We start from the raw sequence: 21,207 nt of genomic DNA on the forward strand, positions 1-21,207 counted from the left end.
TCCTTTTCCACTTAGTGTTTAATAATAATTTAGTTAATTATTATTAAACTTATTATAATCAATCTAGTCTATTCTAATATCGCCAAAGTTATTCGTTAACTTTTATCGAACTTTATTAATTTTTATCTTTTTCATGACTTGTATTTACCTATTTTTATGACCATATTAGCTTAATCAGGACTAATAGTTAGACTAAAGGCTTTCTGATAATATATTCTTATTGAAGAGTACTTTTGTACTATATTTCATCAGCTATCACTGGTATAATGTACAGTTGGTTTTCACTTTAATTGTTTAAAAAACAAACTTAAGAAGAGATCTATGTCAATTAAAGATATCGATATTCGCGGCGCAAGAACGCACAATTTAAAAAATATTAATGTGATTATTCCTCGAAATAAGCTAGTTGTAATTACTGGACTTTCTGGATCAGGTAAATCTTCATTAGCATTTGATACCCTTTATGCTGAAGGGCAACGGCGCTATGTTGAATCACTGTCGGCTTATGCACGCCAGTTTTTATCCTTAATGGAAAAACCTGATGTTGATCATATTGAAGGGCTATCACCGGCAATTTCAATTGAACAAAAGTCTACCTCACATAATCCTCGCTCTACTGTCGGAACCATTACTGAAATTTACGATTATCTTCGCTTGCTGTTTGCTCGAATTGGAGAGCCACGTTGTCCGAACCATAATTTACCATTAGCTGCACAAACTGTATCGCAAATGGTTGACAGTATTATGGTTTTACCACCTGAAAACCGTTATATGCTACTTGCTCCCGTCGTTACCGAGCGTAAAGGTGAATTTGTTAAACTTTTTGAACAACTTGCTGCCAGTGGTTATATTCGGGTAAGAGTAGATGGCGATGTATATGATTTATCTGATCCGCCTCAACTTGAATTGCAAAAGAAACATAGTATAGAGGTTGTTGTTGACCGTTTTCGAATTCGTGATGATCTAAAATTACGTCTTGCTGAGTCTATAGAGACAGCATTAGCTATTACTAATGGCATCATTAAAGTAGCAAATTTGGATGATCCTAAAGCCAAAGAGCAGTTATTTTCTGCTAATTTTGCTTGCCCAATTTGTGGCTATAGTATTTCGGAATTAGAGCCTCGGTTATTTTCATTTAATAATCCTGTAGGCGCTTGTCCTGAGTGTGATGGCTTAGGTGTTCAACAATATTTTGATCCTAAACGAATTGTTTTAATGCCAGAAGTATCCTTGGCTGCAGGGGCGATTAAAGGTTGGGATCGTCGAAATTTTTATTATTTTCAAATGCTAAAATCATTAGCAAATCACTATAAATTTGATATTGATAAACCTTTTGAACAATTGCCTGAAAAAATTAAAGATATTTTATTAAATGGCTCAGGAAGTACCGAAATACAATTCGTTTATACTAATGATCGCGGTGATGTGATTAAGCGTAAGCATGTTTTTGAAGGTATTGTTAATAATTTAACACGCCGTTACAAAGAAACGGAATCACAAACTATTCGTGAAGAACTTGCGAAATTTATCAGTAACCGATCTTGCCCAAGTTGTAAAGGCTCAAGATTATGTGCCACAGCTAGACATGTTTTTATTAATGATACTAATTTACCAACAATTAGTGATTTAAGTACTCAGCAGGCAAAAGAGTTTTTCGATAAATTATCTTTAAAAGGGCAAAGAGCACAAATAGCAGAAAAGATCTTAAAAGAGATTAATGATCGTTTGCAGTTTTTGATTAATGTCGGGCTTAATTATTTAACTCTTTCTCGTTCTGCTGAGACATTATCGGGCGGTGAAGCTCAACGTATTCGTTTGGCTAGTCAAATTGGTGCAGGGCTTGTTGGTGTGATGTATGTGTTGGATGAGCCCTCTATCGGATTGCACCAGCGTGATAATACCCGTTTAATTAGTACGTTGACACATTTGCGTGATTTAGGTAATACCGTTATTGTGGTTGAACATGATGAAGAAGCTATTTTGGCTGCTGATTATGTGATTGATATTGGTCCTGGTGCTGGTGTCCATGGTGGTGAGGTAGTGGCACAAGGCACGCCAAAACAAATTATGGCATCGAAAACATCACTAACAGGAAAATATTTATCTGGTAAAGAAAAGATTGAGATTCCTGCTGAGCGCACTAAAGTGGATAAAAAAAGGGTGTTGTCGCTTATTGGTGCCACTGGTAATAATCTTAAAAATGTTACATTAAATATTCCTGTTGGATTATTTACTTGTATTACTGGTGTGTCAGGTTCGGGCAAATCAACTTTAATTAATGATACTTTATATCCGTTAGCCCAAAATGAGTTAAATGGCGCTGAAAAAAGTGATATTGCTCCTTATAAGTCAATTAAAGGACTTAACTTTTTTGATAAAGTGATCGCAATTGATCAGAGTCCGATAGGACGTACACCTCGTTCAAACCCTGCAACTTATACTGGATTTTTTACCTCTATTCGTGAGCTTTATGCAGGTGTGCCAGAATCACGTGCAAGGGGGTATAACCCTGGTCGCTTTAGCTTTAATGTTAAGGGTGGTCGTTGTGAGGCATGCCAAGGCGATGGTCTAATTAAGGTTGAAATGCACTTTCTACCGGATATTTATGTACCTTGTGATCAGTGCCATGGCGCACGTTATAACCGCGAAACGCTTGAGATCAAATATAAAGGTAAGTCTATCAACGAGATCTTAAATATGACAGTAGAAGAAGGAAGAGAGTTTTTCGATGCAGTACCAATGATCTCCCGTAAGTTACAAACATTAATTGATGTTGGGCTTGCTTATATTACTATTGGGCAATCAGCCACAACTTTATCAGGCGGCGAGGCACAAAGGGTAAAACTTGCAAAAGAGTTATCTAAACGTGATACAGGCAGTACTTTATACATATTAGATGAGCCAACAACTGGATTACATTTTGCTGATGTTAAACAATTGCTTGCGCAATTACATACATTACGTGATAAAGGTAATACTATTGTTGTTATCGAACATAATTTAGATGTGGTAAAAACAGCTGATTGGATTGTCGATTTAGGGCCAGAAGGTGGTAATGGTGGTGGTGAAATTATTGCTGAAGGTACGCCAGAAGAAGTAGCTAAATCGAAATTATCTTACACTGGTCAATATTTAAAACCATTATTAGATAAACAAAAAAGAAAGTAAAATGTATTTAATTTTTGATTAAAGAGTTAAGCAAGAAAGGGAGGCAACTCCCCAGCTTTTATTCATTCTTTAATGAATAAATGAATATCGATAATAAGTTTGTAAATAAAATTATTTTGGTTATTTAAGTTTTTAATCGATATTTTAATCAGAAAATGGGTATAACTAAGGAGGGTATTTTGACATTACAAGTTACATTGATGATCATCATCGCCTACCTTTGTGGCTCATTGTCTGGCGCAATGATTATCAGTCAAGTTATGAAATTGCCTAATCCTTTAACTCATGGATCGCACAATCCAGGTACAACAAATATTCTTCGAATCAACGGTAAATTACCAGCAATTATTGTATTATTTTTTGATATGTTTAAGGGTACAATACCTGTATATATTGCTTATCGATTTGGTATTTCGCCTTTCTTTTTAGGCATTATTGGTATTGCCGCTTGTCTTGGTCATATTTTTCCTTGTTTTTTTCATTTTAAAGGTGGAAAAGGTGTTGCCACAGCTTTGGGAATAATGGCGCCTATTGGGCTTGATTTTACTGGGTGTTTTATTTTAACTTGGCTGGCTGCGTTATTGATAACTCGATATTCTTCTGTTGCTGCAATTATAGGTTTTTTGTTAGCGCCACTTTATGTTTGGTTGTTTAAACCTGAATTGACTTTACCAGTAACAATGCTTTCTTGCCTTATTATTATTCGCCATAGTAGTAATATTATGCGTTTATTGAAAGGAGAAGAACCTAAAAGCTTAAGGCGATGAAATGGTAATTTAGTTATATAAGTTAGATTCCAATCTGGCTATAAATTGTTTTGTGAAAATTTTCTAATTGCTGTGAATTTGTCATCATCTCGATTTGATTTTTATTTGCTAATAACGCTGGCTACTTCATCTTTTTGCTGTGGTAGGAAAGTAAAGGTGTCGAGCATGATAAATTGAAGATCAGTGATATTCTGTTTTGTTTAAATTCTTTATTTTAGTATGCCAAAAGAATAGGCTTTCATAAAATAAAACGAACAAAGTCAGAGCCATTCTGAAAATTTATTGTTCTTTGCCATAAATTCTTATTAATTTATCGAGTTATCTAAAAATTTTATTTTTAACTTGATGATCCTGAATATCTTGTTTATAAGATTCTTCATTCACTAAAAATAGAGTTGTATCGCTTGCTAAAACAGCCTTTTGTAAGCGTAATTTATCTTGCTCATTAAGATGCTTAATGCAAGCAACAATATAACTACAATTTTTACTTTGTAATGCCTTTTCAATTGTTGAAACTAAATTTTCATTTTTCAAGTTGGCTATATGGATTACTTTTTGTTTATCGAGTCCAGCAGTGTTAATCCATGAACGTTTTAACATTGGTTTTTCAGAAAGCCATAATTGCCATTTTTTTTCTTTATTGAATGTCCTTAATAATATGCGTTGTTGTTGTAATACTTGTTGAAAAGGCGATTCAAAATGGATAGCCAAAAGTTGTTGTGTGGAATGTTCAATAAGCATAATAAATCCAATACTGTGTTTGCATACAGTGTATATTAGTACAGTATTTTAGGGTTGTAAACTCTATTTATGATTATTTTTTATGTAATTTATTAATTGAATTATTTTAAGATCTCAAATATTGATACGATAAAATACCTAAATATGTCATTAAAACTGAACCAATCACATGAATCAATATTGTTGCTAACCCCCAAAATATTCGATCTTCTAGTAAAAAGTTAACGACCTCGGCAGAAAAGGTTGAAAAAGTTGATAAGCCACCACAAAAACCTGTTATTACCAATAACCGCCATTCAGGAGAAAGGTTAGAGTGATTAAAAAAGGCAATTGCAAAGCCGATAATATAGCCAGCAACTAAATTAGATAGCAATGTACCTAGTGGAATAGTAAAAGCAATAATATTGAGTTTAAGAGATAAGAACCAACGCATTAATCCCCCAGCTACTGAACCGACTGAAATGGCTAAAATCAGTTTTAACATAATGATATATCCTTGACTATACTCTGAAATATGAATTTGTTATCGCTATAGATAATAAGTGATTGGAAAATATGTAAAAGATCATACCAGTAGAAAATAGAAATAGGAAATCTTAATCAAATTGAGGTAGAATATTCAATATTAAGAAAAATTGAGGTATCTCTATGTTTACAGGTATTGTTCAGGGCGTTGCTCAAATTATTGATATTTTAGATCAAGATAAATTGCGAACTTACAAAATAAAATTACCTTGTCATTTAACCCAAGATTTACAAATTGGTGCTTCTATAGCTAATGACGGCTGTTGTTTGACGGTAACTGGATTTGATCAGGATTGGGTTTCCTTTGATATTATGCAAGAAACGCTTGCTTTAACAACTTTAGGCAATAAAAAGCTTAATGATTTTGTCAATATTGAACGTAGTGCAAAATATGGCGATGAAGTGGGTGGACATATTATGTCTGGTCATATTTCATGTATGGCAACAATTGCCAATATTAAAAAAACAGCAACTAACTGTCAAATAACTTTAGAACTTCCTAGGCAATTTATGAAATATGTTTTATATAAAGGATTTATTGGTGTTGATGGTGCAAGTTTGACTGTTGGCGAAGTTAATAACAACGGCTTTAATATTCATTTAATTCCTGAAACATTAGCAATTACAACCTTGGGTACCAAAAAAGTAGGGGATAGAGTTAATATCGAAATTGATTCGCAAACTCAAGCTATCGTTGATACAGTTGAACGTATTCTTGCAGCAAAAGGTAATAAAATTCAGTAAACTTTATTTAAATAAAGTGTGCTGATTGTTTTTAATTTGATTTAGTATAATAGGTTTAATGAAAATCAATCAGTACAGTTTAACTATTTTATTCTAAAAATAATAACGCTAGTTTAGCTTTTTTGAATGCATGAGAATAATCTTTATTATTTCCTTTTAGGAAAGGGGGGGGATCCTAGTCATTTTCAATAACTTTCATTTCTTTGAGCGTTTTAGGTTTTCATTAAAATTTTTATAAATTAAAATAGTATATTACATTACTTTGTTATTAGAGTGTATTGTTTGCCCGATAAAGGCTCAATGATGATTTTAATATCATTTTAATTTTTTAAATGTTTATAGATTAATGATAGTAAAAAGCCTATACCATTTAGGCTGTAATGATATAGGCGATGATTAATTTCATTTGAATAAATTAATAATAACCAAAGAAATTTTTGAAGAATTCTTTTTTAGTCATTGTGTTACCATTAATGTAGGTTTCTTCACGATCTCTTGAGTAGTCAATGTCAGTAAAAATTCCTTTAACATTATCTTTTTTTAACGTAATAAATGGTATATTGTTATTTGCGTATAAAGATGCCATCAATTCAAGGTGTTTACTTGTTTTGTTAACTTCCTCTGATGTTACTGTAGTATCAGACGGTTTTTCAATTTGTGCAAGAAAATGAGCAATGATTCTGAATGGAGCATCAATTTTTAATTTTATTGATTTAACTTGATCGATGTCCTCTAACAACAGTGAACCAGTGCTACCAAGTATATCGATATCACCACTAACGTTGATATCGCCTTCTTCATTATGCCAGTTTAAGCTTTTAATTGAAAATTTCATATTTGTTTGTGTATTTTCATCTAATTCAGGCATATCTTGATTAGAATATAAAGGATAGTTAATGAATTTCGGAACAATGCCTTCATAATTAAAATCAAATACACCTGAACCTAAATTTTGCTTACCAAATATAATAGAATTAATATTTGTACTCAATGATCCATTTGCCATTTTTATATTGTTTAATTGACCATTTTGTTTTATTGATAATTGATTTATTTGAATTAATGGTAATTCTTGTTTTAGTGTGTTTTCTTTTCTTATTTTTATTTTTTGAAAGCTGGTGTCATTTTTATAACTTGAAATAGTAAAATTTCCATTTCTGTTGATATTAAATGTATAGTTTCCTTGATTTTCAATATTATCAGAATCCAAGTTTATCAATTCATTTGTATTTTCAGTATTAATATGAAGATTGCCGATATTTATTTTATAATCAACATTAGAGCTATTATTAGAGGTTGCTGATATGTTTAATTTTTCCATGGAAAAAAAATTATTTTTATCTAATGCGTAATTCAATTTAGCAAATTGCGCGGTTGATGATATGCAACTTAGGCTTTCATCTCCTTCAAAAGATAATTGACCTTTAGAGATATCTAATTGACCATCTAATGAATCTATTTCATTATTGGTTAAAGTGATAGCTTTATTAATAAGTTTGAATGTTAAATATTTACCATAACTTATTCCTAGATGTGCATTGATTAAAGAACTATTACCAGCAATTTTCCAAAGTTTTGGCGATGTTTCTTCATTCATTTCATATTCAATCCAAGCCATTTGTGGTTTTAAAATACCATTTTTAATTGCAGAAAGGGGGAATGGACCATGATGAATGGTAATATCATCATCAAACACTTTTAAAGGCTTTTCGTTTGGTTCTGTTTTATCTTTCGGTAAGAGGGTAATAATAAGATGTAATTTTGTAGAAAAGATATTTCTTTCATAGTTGCTTTTGGTAATATTAAGGTTATAAAGATCCTGATTTTTATTCGCTATATCAGTAATTTTCGAAAGATTATTATCGATATCACTTTCAATAGCTTTACCTGTGTGCCATGAGGTAAAAATAGTTCCAACTCCTAATACTGCAATAATGCCAACAGCTAAAATACTTTTTTTCATTGTGATTCTCTACTAGTTCATAATATTTTAAAGGTTATTTCATATTGAGGAATATCAGTAGTCAACAAATTATATATACTTTATAAGCGAAATAGATGATTTGTATTTATTCTGATTTCATTAATTTTAATCGATCTTCGTCTGTTTATCGACTATTTTGTCCTTTTAGCATATATTTTTATGGTTGTCTTTCTATTATTTGATTAATGATATTATTTTAGTATTCATTTTTAAGTAGAATAGGGTAATAAAAACTTGCGGTTGTAATGGCTCTATTAAAAAATTTCGTAGAGAAATATTTGTTATCACAGGCCTTTGTATTACTTTTTATAAATTATGGGATATACGCAAGCCTCCAAAGTTTGAATTATGTTTTTTGCAATTTGACATTCAAATCATGCTATTTGTGCACAAAATATCCTTTTGTTAGTCCAACAATGAGAATTGTTCATGGTGAATAGTCATTATCATCAAATACAAAGGTTAGCTTAGTAGTTTATTATAAAGTGACAATGTAACTTTTGATGTTGATATTCATTTAACCACAATTAATTTGCTTAACCACTTAATTTAGTTTACTATCGATATCATTTTTTGTAGTATTTTATTTATGTCACATTGTTCCAATATATCTAATCTCTCATATAGCAATGGTGCCAAAAGCTAATGTATCCTTTTTACTCATCACATTTTATATTTTTTAAACTTCATAAGTTATACTTGATGCTGAGAAAAATCAGTCAACAATTGTTTAATATATTCAATACGATCAGTTCTTTGTAGTTCAGATTTTTGCAATTTCAATCGATTTGAACTCTCTAAACGATAATATTTTGGTTGTTTTTGAATAATTTCAATCAAGTAATCAACTGACACTTTATTATCACTGCCGAATTCAATATAACCGCCTTTTTCGCCAAATTCGATTTTAGTAATACCTAATTGGGTTGCGTGATAACGGATTTTGGTGGTTTCTAGTAAAAAAAGCACTGCATCGGGCAATTTACCAAAACGATCTCGCATTTCAACTTGAATATCGGTGAGTTCGGTAAGATCGGTGATACTCGCAATACGTTTATACAGTGATAAACGCGTATTAACATCGGGAATAAAATCATCAGGAATAAGTGTTGGTAAGCGTAACTCAATTTCTGTTTGTTGATTATTGAGTAATGATTCAAGTGTTGGCTCTTTACCTTCTTTTAGTGATTTAACGGCCTCATCAAGTAGCTCAATATAAAGGTTAAAGCCAATTGTCTCAATTTGACCGCTTTGATCGCTGCCTAATAACTCACCAGCACCTCGAATTTCAAGATCGTGTGTGGCTAGAGCAAAACCTGCACCTAAATCTTCAAGTGAGGCAATTGCTTCTAGGCGTTTTTTGGCATCTTTAGTGAGTAATTTAGGATGTGGGGTTAATAGATAAGCATAAGCCTGATGATAAGAACGTCCAACTCGTCCTCTGAGCTGATGTAATTGGGCTAAACCAAATTTATCGGCACGATCAATGATAATGGTATTGGCATTAGGAATGTCGATACCAGTTTCAACAATGGTTGTACAAACAAGTATGTTAAAACGTTGATGATGAAAGTCATTCATTACGCGCTCTAAGTCGCGTTCATGCATTTGTCCATGACCAATGGTAATTCGTGCTTCGGGCACCAGTTCTGCCAGTTTTTCGCTTACTTTTTTGATATCAGAAATATCATTGTGTAAATAATAAATCTGACCACCACGTAAAATTTCACGCAAAATGGCTTCTCTAATCACGAGATCATCATATTCTCGAACAAAGGTTTTCACTGCTAATCGGCGAGCTGGAGGGGTCGCAATAATAGAGAGATCCCGCATACCACTCATTGCCATGTTGAGGGTTCTTGGAATTGGCGTTGCGGTTAGTGTTAGAATATCAATGTTTGCTCGCATTGCTTTAATTCGTTCTTTTTGGCGGACGCCAAAACGATGTTCTTCATCAACAATCAACAAGCCTAAATCTTTCCATTTGATATCTTCTTGTAACAATTTATGTGTGCCAATTACAATATCAATTTTGCCTTCACCAAGAGCTTCTATAATACTTTTTTGTTGTTTGGCGGTTTTGAATCGAGACAGGCTTTCTATGCGAACTGGCCAGTTTGCAAAGCGATTACAAAAGCTTTCGTAATGTTGTTCTGCAAGTAAAGTTGTAGGAACTAAAACTGCTGTTTGTTTATGATTAATAACGGCTAAAAAAGCAGCGCGGATCGCTACTTCTGTTTTACCAAATCCAACATCACCACAGACTAATCTATCCATGGCATAAGGAGAGCACATATCGCCAATTACTGCCCCAATAGCATTTTGTTGATCATCAGTTTCTTGATAAGGAAACCCTTGGTAAAATAGTTCATACTGCTCTCGGTCTTGTTTAAATTCAAACCCGGGTTTACTTTCACGTTCAGCGTAAATATCGAGTAATTCAGCAGCAACATCTCGTACTTTTTCGGCCGCTTTTTGCCGTGCTTTACTCCAAGCATCAGTACCTAATTTATTCAATGGTGCGTTTTCTTCATCGCCACCAGAATAACGGCTAATTAGATTTAATGATGAAACAGGAACATAAAGCTTGGTGTCATTGGCATATAATAGAATAAGATATTCAGCCGTAATCCCGCCTGTTTCTAATGTGGTAAGTCCTGCATATCGACCAACGCCATGTTCTAAATGGACAACGGGTTTGCCGGGTGTTAGCTCAGCTAAACTACGAATAAGTGAATCAGTATTGATAGCTTGTTTATTTTCTTTTTTGCGACGAACTACTCGCCGTCCTAATAGCTCATTTTCAGTAATAAAGGCAAAATTATCTTGCTGATTGATAAAGCCTTGTTCACTAGCTCCAACAATTAAATAAAATCGGCTATCACTGTTTTTTCGTTCATCAAGTAAATCGATAGTAGTGGGATGAATACGAATTCGTCCAAGAATTTCTTGTAAAGCCTCTTTGCGTCCTTCTGATTCAACCGAAAAGATGATTGTTCCTGCAAAATTTTCAACAAATTTTTGAAATTGCAAATAAGGATCTTTTTGTTGGATCTCAATAGCAATATTAGGTAATGCTACATAAGGCAAATTAACGTTTTTATTTGATTCTGTCGTTATTGCATGCGATAAAACCATTCTTGGGTAGTTTTTGAAATTGGCAAAAATCTCGTCAGTTTTAGACCAAATAACATTTGGTGCAAGTAATGGTCGCATAGGATCGACTTTGCGGCTTTCATAACGTTGGGTAATATCTTGCCAATATTTATTAGCATATTGTTCAATATTAACTGTATTGATAATTAAGCTATTTGCTAAAAAATAAGAGAATAGAGATGTCAATGGTTCGTTAAAAAATAGCGCTTGCCAATATTCAATACCGGTTGGCAAAATATTTTTACTAACTTGTTGATAGATGCTTTCTGAGTCTAATCTAACCTCAAATTGTTCTCGCCATTGACTACGAAACAACTCAATAGCTGTTTTATCAAAAGGAAACTCATGGGCTGGTAGCAATTGTATTTCAGCAATTTCATCAAAGGTACGTTGAGTTTCGACATCAAAAGTACGGATACTGTCGATTTCATCATCAAAAAAATCAATGCGATAAGGCTTATCACTGCCCATGGGGTAGATATCAAAAAGCGCTCCACGAGTAGCATATTCACCATGCTCCATAACTTGGCTGACTGAACGATAGCCAGCATTTTCAAGTTGAAGACGTAAATGTTCTCGGCTAATTTGTAAGCCTTTTTTCATCATAAAAACATGTCCACCCAAATAACTTTGTGGGCAGACTTTTTGCATTAAGGTATTAATGGGTAAAATTAACGCCCCTTTGGTTAAATGTCCAAGATGATAAAGGCAAGATAAGCGTTCTGATACGATATCTTGATGAGGAGAAAAACTGTCATAAGGCAATGTTTCCCAATCTGGAAAGATAATAGAAGGAAAGGATGTAAACTGCTTTACTTCTTCATGAATGCGCGAGGTTTGTTGCATATCATCAGTGACAATCACAACGATACCCTCATGTGCATTTATAGCTTGAGCGCAAAATTGTGATAAGGAAGAGCCAACTAGCTGCCCAATTTGCTTTACTTCGCCTGATTTTTGAGGAATTAAGTTTGAAATATTAACTTTTTTAGACATGATGAGTTCGTTGATGTCGCTGAAAATTTATCATCAGATTATAACGTAAATATATGGTTGTTTTCTAGAACAGATTAATCCTGTATGATAAACATCTTGCGTTTAACAGACAGACTTTGTAAAAAAGTTTTAGGTACTAATATTACGTTTATGTCAAAAATATTTCGCCCCTTAGTTTTTTATATTGGTTTGCGCTATGTCTATGGGCAAAAAATGGATGGTTTTGGTCGTTTTGTTTCATGGCTATCAATGATCGGAATTATGCTTGGTTCACTAGGGTTGATCTTGGTTTTGTCGGTTATGAATGGTCTTGAAGATCAAATGCAAGGTAGCATTTTAAAATTTTTACCACAGGCACAAATAACATCCTCTTATGGCAGAATTGATTCAACTATGATTGTTAATCAGCAATTCAAAACGCTTAAAGGTGTTAATCGTATTACGCCTTTAGTTACCAGTGATGTGATATTGCAAAGCGAACAAAGTATTACGGTAAGTACGTTAATGGGGATTACCGCAGAAGATAACGATCCTATTAATAGCTATATTTACAGTGGTTCGGTGTTTGATCTTCAAGCTGGTAAATATAATGTGATTCTTGGGCAAAGTTTAGCCAATCAACTTGGTGTGACGATTGGAGATAAAATTCGCTTAATGGTCACCGATGCAAGCCAAATTACTCCTGTTGGACGCATACCTTCACAACGTTTGTTTAATATTTCAGGTTTATTTTCGGTGAATCATGATATTAATCAATCTTTAATTTATGTTAATCAAAACGATGCTAAAAATTTATTACGTTATCCGGCTAACAATATTACTAGTTGGCGGCTTTTTTTAGATCAACCATTAAATATTACATCGGTTGTTAACGAGCCATTACCAGAAGGGTTAATATTTAAAGATTGGCGTACGAAACGAGGCGAATTGTTTCAAGCCATAAAAATGGAAAAAACTGTTATGAGCTTGCTAATTAGCCTGATTGTGATTGTGGCTGCTTTTAATATTATAACGTCATTAAGTTTATTGGTTATGGAGAAACAAGGCGAAGTTGCAATTTTTAAAACGCAAGGCTTATCGCGTTTTAAAATTATGTTAATTTTTATTATTCAAGGCGCAAGCTCAGGTGTGATTGGTACGCTATTAGGTAGTACTATTGGGCTTTTATTGGCGTTTAATTTAAATGAATTTATGCAAGCATTTGGGCTATCCTTTACTGGTATTTTATTACCTTCATTGGTTGAACCTATACAAATTGTTTTTATTATTGTTGGACTACTTACGTTATCGTTAGTTTCTACCGTTTACCCTGCCTATCGCGCAGCTAATATTCAACCTGCTGAGGCATTACGTTATGAATAATCTTGAAATACTTCTTTCTGCCAGAAATCTTTGTAAAACATATAAAGAAGGCAAAATGATAACTGAAGTTTTGAAAAATGTATCATTTGATATTTACTCAAAATCATTGTTAGCAATTATTGGCAGTTCTGGATCAGGTAAGAGTACATTATTGCATCTTCTTGGAGGGTTGGATAAACCTACATCAGGTGAGATTGTATTTAAAACACAATATTTAAATCGATTGTCTGAACAAGAAAAAGCTCAACTACGCAATCAAGAAATTGGTTTTGTTTATCAATTTCACCACCTATTGCCTGACTTTACCGCACTTGAAAATGTAGCGATGCCACTATTAATTGGCGGTATTTTACCTAACGAAGCTAAAAAACGGGCTATGGCAATGCTAGAGTCGGTTAATTTAGTCAAACGAGCAAATCATCGCCCTTCCGAGCTGTCTGGCGGAGAACGCCAACGGGTGGCAATAGGGCGTGCATTAATTAATAACCCCGCTTTAGTAATGGCTGATGAGCCAACAGGTAACCTTGATAAATCAACAGCGGATTCTATTTTTGAGCTACTGATTAAATTAAATCGTGAACATGGCACTGCGTTTTTGGTTGTTACACATGATCTTGAATTAGCTAATAAACTTGATAAGCAATGGGTGATGAGAGATGGTCAACTTACTGATGATAGCGCATCATCAAATAACAATTAATGGATAATTAATATGAATTTATCTTTAATTACCGCCATAAAATTTCGAAAAGGGCGTCGCAAAAGTGGTATGGTGTCATTAATTTCGATTATCTCAACACTCAGCATTGCTATTGGTATTGCGGCATTAATTATTGGTTTAAGTGCTATGAATGGTTTTGAACGTGAATTACACAATCGAGTGTTATCGGTAGTGCCACATGGACAATTCTATCCAAAATACGGCAATTTAGATAATTGGCAACATGTTCAACAAGAACTTAAAAACAATAGTAATATTGTATCAGCCTTGCCATTTGTTAATTTTACTGGATTAATTGAAAACGGTAGCAAACTTGGTGCAGTGCAAGTACAAGGCCTTGACCCTGAACAAGAAATGCAAGTAAGTTCACTACCGAATTATGTGCTGAATAATAAATGGCAAAATTTTAAGGCAGAAAATCAACAAGTGATTATTGGTGCTGGCTTGGCTAAATCATTGTCTGTTCAAGAAGGGGGATGGGTTTCATTATTAATTCCTGTGTCAAGTAATCAAAATCAGCTCAAACCTCCTAAAAGAGTGCGTTTGCAAGTTGTTGGTATTTTGGAATTGAGTGGTAGTTTAAGTAATAATCTTGTTTTAATTCCATTAACTGATGCACAAAAACTTCTTGACATTGGTGACAGTGTCACTGGGATAATGGTTAATGTTGATCAGGTTTATAATGCTAATCAAATTTTAAACCACGTAGCTTTAAATCTTGATGAAAATTTGATAGTTAATAGTTGGGAAAAATCCTATGGTTTTATGTACCATGATATCCAAATGATAAGGAAAATTATGTATTTAGCGATGATTGTTGTTATTGGTGTAGCTTGTTTTAATATTGTGTCTACCTTAGTTATTGCAGTAAAAGATAAACAACGGGATATCGCAATATTAAAAACATTAGGTGCCACAAATCAATTAATTAAACATATCTTTATTTGGTACGGCGTGATCTCTGGTGTAATTGGTAGTCTAATCGGCGTGATTTTAGGCGTGGTAATTGCGTGGCAACTTTCAAATATTATTGAGATCTTTGAGTCATTAATTGGACACAAATTTTTAAATAGTAATATTTATTTTGTCGATTTCTTGCCTTCTGAGATCCATATGATGGATATTGTAATTGTTTTTATAACAGCGTTGTTGTTAAGTTTAATTGCCAGCTATTACCCGGCAAGAAGAGCATGTAAAATCGATCCTGCACGAATTTTAAATAGTTTTTAGTTTTTCTATACTAAAAACTATTTAAACATAATGTATTGTGTACGTTTAATTGTTAATGTGATTATGCTGTTAATAGTATAATTGGAAATTGTCAGGAAGTTTAAAATGCATGTAACCCATATATAACCCCAATGCCGTAATAAAGTATAAAATGCTAATTAATACAAAGGTGAGTCTATTTGGATAGTGAAACACTTTAATACAAAAAGATATTAATAAACCTAAAATAAATCCTGAAATTGCCCCTCCTAAATGAGCCATATTATTTATGGATGGCAGCATACCTAACCCAGCAGTAAGAATTAAAGAGGCGATTATTGCTTTAATAGGCATATTTTCTAAATTCGTCCGATTAACCAAGCTGTAACCGAGTAAAGCAGTAATTAAACCTAAAATTGCTCCTGATGCGCCACAACTAATGACAGCATTTTGTATCGTTGCTATGTCGCTTGTTAAGCTACTAATTAAACCTGTAAGGAAATAAATACCAATAAAGACAAATTTTGGTATATGTTTTTCTAACACTGTACCAACACTTAGCAATGCCAGCATATTCATTACTAAATGCGAGATATTGGTATGCATGAATATGCTAGTTAACATCCGCCAATATTGGCCAGAAAAGGTTAATAGTGATACATCGGCCCCCCAATCAATAAGAAATATGCCTTCTAAAGTATCGTTAAAACTACGACTATCGAACAATCTTGATATAGTAAACCATATAATGTTGATAATTATTAATGTGCTAGTTACTTTTGCTTGGCGTCCTAAATAAAATAAATTTTGTAGAATGTTCATCTAGGTAAGGATCCTTATCAATGAATCAAAATGCGGTTAATATATTTGGCCGTTAGTCAAATTGTTTTCCTAGGATATACATAACTTGAAACAGCTTCGTTCCCAACATTTCTTGCAAATTGTTCAATCTCGTTAATAGTAAATTTTCCAATTTTTTACCACGAAAATCTTTAGGAATGTACAAGCTGATTTCAGTCGTTTTATTATAAGAATGATTGAATTATATATCTCAACAATAAACGGTAAATTTTCTAATGTGGCATTACTGTATTTAATCATGGAGTTAGAAATTAAAGGTTGATAAAGTTAATTGTAATTAGATTATCGATATGAAGCAACAAATGAATTATGGCTAAACTTTGGCACTTAAGATTGTAGCTAATATATTAATTTTTAGTTTAGCAAAACGATTCAAATCGTTAGTAATTTTAGAACTAAATAAACGATTTTTATGGAAAAATTAATTGTTTTAACTATATGATAAAAATAATCTTATTTTATAAATTGGATTGTTTCTTTTATAATCATTTTTTCTTATAAAAATAAAATTATGTGTAGGAAAATATGATGAAAGGATATATGAAAGAACTTTATTATTCTTTTAAGCCAGAACAGGTATCATTTTTATTTGATCATCATTTAAAATTAGTATCAAAAGAGCCCGAGTTGTCTTAGAAGCCTAAAGAAGAATAATGACATTGGTTAACCTGTTAATTGTTTTACCATTATCAATCTATTTATATGGTTTTATTTTTGGAATAAATAAACTGTTAGAGCAAAATATTATTATATTAATGTTTGTCAATATCGCACTGATATATTTGATTATAAGTCATTACATAACAATCTTTATTGAGATAAGGAGATTGAAAAAATTTTATAGTAAATTCAAATGACCAGTTGAAAACTACTATGCATTTTTTAGGAAAGTATCTTGTTTAAGTATGCTAAAATGGAAGGAATATTCTGCTTAGATGGTTTTATGTGCATTAGGGCAAACTCAAATATTCTTTCTTTTAATTTTTGTCTAGCGGGAACACCAAAAGGCAACATGTTAAAATAATATTATCCGTGTTTAGGTACTTTTTATGTTTTGATTAATGGCGATGAGCAAATACAAGTATTGATAAAGGCTGTAAGTAAGAAGATTGGGGATCCAATTAAACTTAGATGATTCTTGTATCTTGGTATCTGTATTGATATGTTATTTTTAATAGGAAGTTTTCTACAGTAGTCAATTTTTGATGTTTGCATCTCGTCAATGTAATATAATATGTCCAAAGCTCATATAGAAATCTTTATTTTAAGACTTTCAACCTAAATTTATTAGTTTATAGATAAGATGACAGCACTGTTATAACGCTTAACTTATTATGTAAATATCATTTATTTTATATATCTATTTTCAAGCTTGCTGCATAACTGACTATTTTATAAAATGAATTAGCAGTAGATTAATCATTTAACTCTTTGTTTAAATGACTAATCGAAAATAGGTGTTAGCTTAGTGACAAGTTACAATTCAATAACCACTCGTCCACGCGTAATATCACAGATGTTTTTCTTTAAAATTAGTGAGTTATCTGGGGTAATTGCAATGCTTACTTTTACTCCTTCAACATCAAAATCCTGATTTTCAATAATGGCATTGAGTTCTTTAAGTCGATTTTCGATAATAGACCACTCATTGTAATAGCAATGAAATTGCAATGGAATGCGGGTGATTAGCTTTATTAGTTCTGCTTGTTGCAGACAGTGGCTAGCTGAACCACCATAAGCTCGAATCAAACCGCCAGTACCTAATTTTATGCCTCCAAAATAGCGTGTTATCACCACTACAATTTGATCACAGTCTTGCCCTTCAATGGCGGATAAAATAGGTCTCCCTGCAGTACTGGTTGGCTCGCCATCGTCATTAAAACGATATTGTTGACCAATTTTCCATGCCCAGCAGTTGTGAGTGGCGTTAGGGTCGCTAATTTGATTAATAAAGTCAAAAGCTTGCTCTGCTGATATAACAGGTGCAGCGTTAACAATAAAACGGCTTTTTTTAATTTCTTCTGTCAGTTCTGTGGGATTAGCTAATGTATATGACATACTTATTCTGGTAAAATCGATTTATTGTAAGTAATAATACTGAACAGAATTAAAATGTCTATTAATTTACAACAATTAAAACAAACCCAACAGTCATTAGCCAAACAGGTGATACTGAAAGATGACTTTAATAAGTCTGTAAAATTTATTGGTGGTGCCGATGTGGGATTTGAGGATAAAGGTAACACTACACGAGCTGCAATTGTTGTGTTAAGTTACCCTGATTTTACAGTGATTGAGTATTATGTTGCTCGTTTAAAAACTGAGTTTCCTTATATTTCTGGTTATTTGTCTTTTCGAGAATATCCTGCTTTACTTGCTGCTTGGCAACAAATTCAGCAGAAACCCGATTTACTTTTGGTCGATGGACAAGGCATTGCTCACCCAAGGCGATTGGGTGTTGCAAGTCACATTGGTTTGTTGTTGGATATGCCAACTATTGGCGTGGCAAAAAAAAGGCTTTACGGACAATATGATCCTCAGTTGCAACAAGTAGGACAGGCAACACAATTATTAGATAAACAAGATCAAATCGGTTGGGTATTACAAAGTAAAAATAATTGTAACCCATTATTTATTTCATCAGGACACCGTGTTAGCCAAGAAAGCGCATTAAAATGGGTAAACTTTTGTTTGCGTGGCTATCGTTTACCTGAACCAACACGTTGGGCTGATGCGATTGCGTCGAATAAACCATTATTTAAGAAATTTTTATATGACAAATAATCATCAAAAGCCTTTAAAAAAAGGAGGTTTTACTTTTAAACGTTTTTTTGTTGCACACGACAAAAGCCCTATGCAAGTAACTACTGATAGTTGTTTACTCGGCGCTTGGGCGCCAATTCCCTCTGAATTGCACCGTGTGCTCGATATTGGTAGTGGTTGTGGTGTAATCGCTTTGATGCTGGCACAGCGTTTAGAAAACCAGATTTGCCAAATTGATGCAATTGATATTGATAAAGCCGCTGTAAAACAATGTCAGAAAAATATAAAGCGAGCAGGATTTCAATCGATCATTGTACAACAAGCAGATATCAATCAATTTCAAGTCGGTATTACCTCTTTTTATGATTTGATTGTGACCAATCCACCTTATTTTGCATCAGCAGTTGAATGTAGGAATGCTTCAAGGCAGTTAGCCCGCTATACAGAAAGTTTGAATTTTCATCAACTCATTGATACAGTTAAAAGATTATTGAAACCTCAAGGGGTATTTTGTTTGGTTTTGCCATTTAATTTATCTAATCAGTTCAGGTTGCAGAGTGAATCAAACCAACTATATTTACAACAAGTAATGAATGTAAAGTACAATGCTAACAAGGATTTTTCATTGTCATTAATGGCATTTTCATTAAGTAAAAAGGATAATATTTTAATACAGCAACTTTGTATGCGTGATGATAATGGATGTTATTCCCAAGAATTTAGAAAATTATTAGCCAAATTTTATTTGTTTCGAAAATAACAGCTATTTAGAAGTTTAACTAGGTATAACATAAAAATAGAATATTGCTATAATGCCTAATAGGATTATTACGGTGGCATAGATTTTATCGTATATAAAGCTAAAAGCAGGGAGCGATCGTTGTTTTCTGGCATATAAATAAAATATTAAACCAACACTATATAAAATCATCGATAATAATAGGTAAGAGACTCCACCTGCATAAATAAGCCATGTGCTATAAATTGAACCGGCCGTTCCTAAGAAAATTAGGAAAGTATTACCACGATTAATTGCTAATTTTAATACAAAAAATGCAGAAAGTAGATAGGGAATAAGTACCATGGAAGTTGATAGTTGAATTAAAATGTTATAACCAGATTGATAAAAATGTGCAAGAATCATCAATATACTGATTAATGCTGAGGTTAAGCATAAAGCATTGGCTGGTGTTCCTGTTTTATTAAGTTTTCCAAAGCAGCTTGGTACAGTATGATTGTTGCCTTTACCGGTTAAAAATAGCATTTCAGTAGCTAGCATCAACCATGATAATAAGCCGCCACTAACAGATACAATTAGTCCGATGTTAATAAAGGTAGCTCCCCAATTGCCTACGACGTGTTCAATCACCAATGCCATGGAGGGGTTCTTCATTTGTGCCAGCTCATGCTGTGGCACTATGCCTAAAGAGAGTACCGATACGCAAATCAATAATAAACTGGTGATTGCAAAGCCGAAAAAAGTGGCTCTGCTAATGCTTAAAATACTTTTGGCGCGTGATGCATAAACTGTGGCACTTTCGATTCCCAAATAAACCCAAACGGTATAAAGCATGGTGTGTTTTATTTGATCGGCAACCGATCCTAATTGCGGGGTCCCCCAAAAATTGGTTTTAAAAGTATCCACTTTAAAAGCTAAAATGATGCAGATAATAAATAAACAAATAGGCACAATTTTAGCTAATGTTACCACGCAATTTAATAAAAATGCTTGGTTAATACCTTTTAAAATAGATAAATTAACTATCCATAAAAAGATGATTGCACTGATAACTGAAGGTAGAGTGGTACCGTTACCAAAATAACTAAAATAATCAAATGATCCTAATGCACTAAATAAAATGACTAAATAGCTGGTGCATGACATCCAAGCAGAGATCCAATACCCCCAAGCAGCATTAAAACCAATATAATCACCGAAACCTTTACGTACGTATCCATATAATCCATCATTGATTTTATAAAATCGTATGGATAAATATTGAAATATTCTGGTTAGCATTAGCATGCCAAATAGGGTAATGACCCAAGCAATTAATATAGCTCCAGGACCTGATGCTTCAGCCATGTTTTGTGGTAAGCTAAAAATACCACTGCCAACAATACTGCCTACAACTAATAAAGTCAGTGGTAATATGCCTAGTTTGATTTGGGTTTTTATATTCATAATATAATCTTGTTATTGGTTTTTA

Annotated in this window: 15 protein-coding genes; 8 read left to right on the top strand and 7 right to left on the bottom strand. The window is 33.0% G+C overall.

The genetic code is table 11. The annotated features are described in order from the left end of the window. Positions 1-327 precede the first annotated feature (327 nt). Entirely contained in the window at positions 328-3,168 is a 2,841-nt protein-coding gene (uvrA, locus tag A9G36_RS01965; RefSeq protein ID WP_141670348.1) for an excinuclease ABC subunit UvrA, read from the top strand. 179 nt (positions 3,169-3,347) lie between these two features. Next, the gene (gene plsY, locus A9G36_RS01970) at positions 3,348-3,935 is read left to right on the top strand and encodes a glycerol-3-phosphate 1-O-acyltransferase PlsY (protein ID WP_202807439.1); all 588 of its coding nucleotides are present in this window, start codon (positions 3,348-3,350) and stop codon (positions 3,933-3,935) included. Between the two features lie 318 nt (positions 3,936-4,253). Here the strand turns inward: plsY and A9G36_RS01975 are convergent, their stop codons facing one another. Together A9G36_RS01975 and crcB are read right to left on the bottom strand one after the other, a co-directional pair. Continuing rightward, positions 4,254-4,676 (bottom strand): SulA-like leucine-rich domain-containing protein, encoded by a 423-nt coding sequence (locus tag A9G36_RS01975; protein ID WP_034945363.1) that lies wholly within the window; start codon positions 4,674-4,676, stop codon positions 4,254-4,256. Between the two features lie 106 nt (positions 4,677-4,782). Further along, entirely contained in the window at positions 4,783-5,160 is a 378-nt protein-coding gene (gene crcB, locus A9G36_RS01980; protein WP_034945366.1) for a fluoride efflux transporter CrcB, read from the bottom strand. Positions 5,161-5,324: 164 nt separating this feature from the next. On the opposite strand from crcB, the gene A9G36_RS01985 reads away from it, so the two are divergent. Beyond that, the gene (locus A9G36_RS01985; protein ID WP_034945369.1) at positions 5,325-5,945 is read left to right on the top strand and encodes a riboflavin synthase; all 621 of its coding nucleotides are present in this window, start codon (positions 5,325-5,327) and stop codon (positions 5,943-5,945) included. 415 nt (positions 5,946-6,360) lie between these two features. On the opposite strand, the gene A9G36_RS01990 is transcribed toward A9G36_RS01985, so the two are convergent. Then, positions 6,361-7,908, bottom strand: a complete 1,548-nt coding sequence (locus A9G36_RS01990; RefSeq protein ID WP_065575783.1) for a DUF945 family protein — start codon at positions 7,906-7,908, stop codon at positions 6,361-6,363. A 714-nt stretch (positions 7,909-8,622) separates the two neighbouring features. Then, positions 8,623-12,081: a transcription-repair coupling factor gene (gene mfd / locus A9G36_RS01995; protein WP_065585332.1), complete on the bottom strand. Its 3,459-nt coding sequence runs from the start codon at positions 12,079-12,081 to the stop codon at positions 8,623-8,625. A gap of 159 nt (positions 12,082-12,240) precedes the next feature. Between mfd and lolC the strand changes: the two genes are divergently transcribed. From lolC to lolE, 3 genes are read left to right on the top strand one after another with little or no spacing between them, the layout of a single operon-like run. Next, positions 12,241-13,443 (top strand): lipoprotein-releasing ABC transporter permease subunit LolC, encoded by a 1,203-nt coding sequence (gene lolC / locus A9G36_RS02000; RefSeq protein ID WP_065585345.1) that lies wholly within the window; start codon positions 12,241-12,243, stop codon positions 13,441-13,443. Next, positions 13,436-14,143, top strand: coding sequence for a lipoprotein-releasing ABC transporter ATP-binding protein LolD (gene lolD, locus A9G36_RS02005; RefSeq protein ID WP_065573943.1), 708 nt, complete (start codon positions 13,436-13,438; stop codon positions 14,141-14,143). Before lolC ends, lolD begins: the two co-directional genes overlap by 8 nt. A 12-nt stretch (positions 14,144-14,155) precedes the next feature. Beyond that, a complete protein-coding gene (lolE, locus tag A9G36_RS02010; protein ID WP_065585333.1) occupies positions 14,156-15,394 on the top strand; it encodes a lipoprotein-releasing ABC transporter permease subunit LolE in 1,239 nt (412 codons plus the stop codon). 69 nt (positions 15,395-15,463) lie between these two features. Here lolE and A9G36_RS02015 read toward each other — a convergent pair whose 3' ends face one another. Both A9G36_RS02015 and A9G36_RS02020 read right to left on the bottom strand, forming a co-directional pair. Continuing rightward, positions 15,464-16,195 (bottom strand): rhomboid family intramembrane serine protease, encoded by a 732-nt coding sequence (locus A9G36_RS02015; RefSeq protein WP_065569120.1) that lies wholly within the window; start codon positions 16,193-16,195, stop codon positions 15,464-15,466. A gap of 1,515 nt (positions 16,196-17,710) precedes the next feature. Further along, entirely contained in the window at positions 17,711-18,292 is a 582-nt protein-coding gene (locus A9G36_RS02020) for an IMPACT family protein (protein ID WP_065569121.1), read from the bottom strand. A 54-nt stretch (positions 18,293-18,346) separates the two neighbouring features. On the opposite strand from A9G36_RS02020, the gene nfi reads away from it, so the two are divergent. Next, positions 18,347-19,018 carry a deoxyribonuclease V gene (gene nfi / locus A9G36_RS02025; protein ID WP_065569122.1) on the top strand — a complete coding sequence of 224 codons (672 nt, stop codon included), beginning with the start codon at positions 18,347-18,349 and terminating at the stop codon, positions 19,016-19,018. Beyond that, complete coding sequence (locus A9G36_RS02030) at positions 19,008-19,757, top strand: tRNA1(Val) (adenine(37)-N6)-methyltransferase (RefSeq protein ID WP_065585334.1); 750 nt, start codon at positions 19,008-19,010, stop codon at positions 19,755-19,757. Before nfi ends, A9G36_RS02030 begins: the two co-directional genes overlap by 11 nt. 15 nt (positions 19,758-19,772) lie before the next feature. Here the strand turns inward: A9G36_RS02030 and A9G36_RS02035 are convergent, their stop codons facing one another. Then, complete coding sequence (locus A9G36_RS02035) at positions 19,773-21,182, bottom strand: basic amino acid/polyamine antiporter (protein WP_065573942.1); 1,410 nt, start codon at positions 21,180-21,182, stop codon at positions 19,773-19,775. Positions 21,183-21,207 lie beyond the last annotated feature (25 nt).

The sequence above is a fragment of the Gilliamella sp. Choc6-1 genome (assembly GCF_001690385.1).
Classification (GTDB): domain Bacteria; phylum Pseudomonadota; class Gammaproteobacteria; order Enterobacterales; family Orbaceae; genus Gilliamella; species Gilliamella apicola_A.

What these genes read in the sequence shown, in the direction of transcription:
- A9G36_RS02015 (WP_065569120.1), bottom strand. Translation starts at nt 16,195, where the DNA reads ATGAACATTCTACAAAATTTATTTTATTTAGGACGCCAAGCAAAAGTA.
- A9G36_RS02020 (WP_065569121.1), bottom strand. Translation starts at nt 18,292, where the DNA reads ATGTCATATACATTAGCTAATCCCACAGAACTGACAGAAGAAATTAAA.
- nfi (WP_065569122.1), top strand. Translation starts at nt 18,347, where the DNA reads ATGTCTATTAATTTACAACAATTAAAACAAACCCAACAGTCATTAGCC.
- A9G36_RS02030 (WP_065585334.1), top strand. Translation starts at nt 19,008, where the DNA reads ATGACAAATAATCATCAAAAGCCTTTAAAAAAAGGAGGTTTTACTTTT.
- A9G36_RS01975 (WP_034945363.1), bottom strand. Translation starts at nt 4,676, where the DNA reads ATGCTTATTGAACATTCCACACAACAACTTTTGGCTATCCATTTTGAA.
- mfd (WP_065585332.1), bottom strand. Translation starts at nt 12,081, where the DNA reads ATGTCTAAAAAAGTTAATATTTCAAACTTAATTCCTCAAAAATCAGGC.
- crcB (WP_034945366.1), bottom strand. Translation starts at nt 5,160, where the DNA reads ATGTTAAAACTGATTTTAGCCATTTCAGTCGGTTCAGTAGCTGGGGGA.
- lolE (WP_065585333.1), top strand. Translation starts at nt 14,156, where the DNA reads ATGAATTTATCTTTAATTACCGCCATAAAATTTCGAAAAGGGCGTCGC.
- lolD (WP_065573943.1), top strand. Translation starts at nt 13,436, where the DNA reads ATGAATAATCTTGAAATACTTCTTTCTGCCAGAAATCTTTGTAAAACA.
- A9G36_RS02035 (WP_065573942.1), bottom strand. Translation starts at nt 21,182, where the DNA reads ATGAATATAAAAACCCAAATCAAACTAGGCATATTACCACTGACTTTA.
- A9G36_RS01990 (WP_065575783.1), bottom strand. Translation starts at nt 7,908, where the DNA reads ATGAAAAAAAGTATTTTAGCTGTTGGCATTATTGCAGTATTAGGAGTT.
- A9G36_RS01985 (WP_034945369.1), top strand. Translation starts at nt 5,325, where the DNA reads ATGTTTACAGGTATTGTTCAGGGCGTTGCTCAAATTATTGATATTTTA.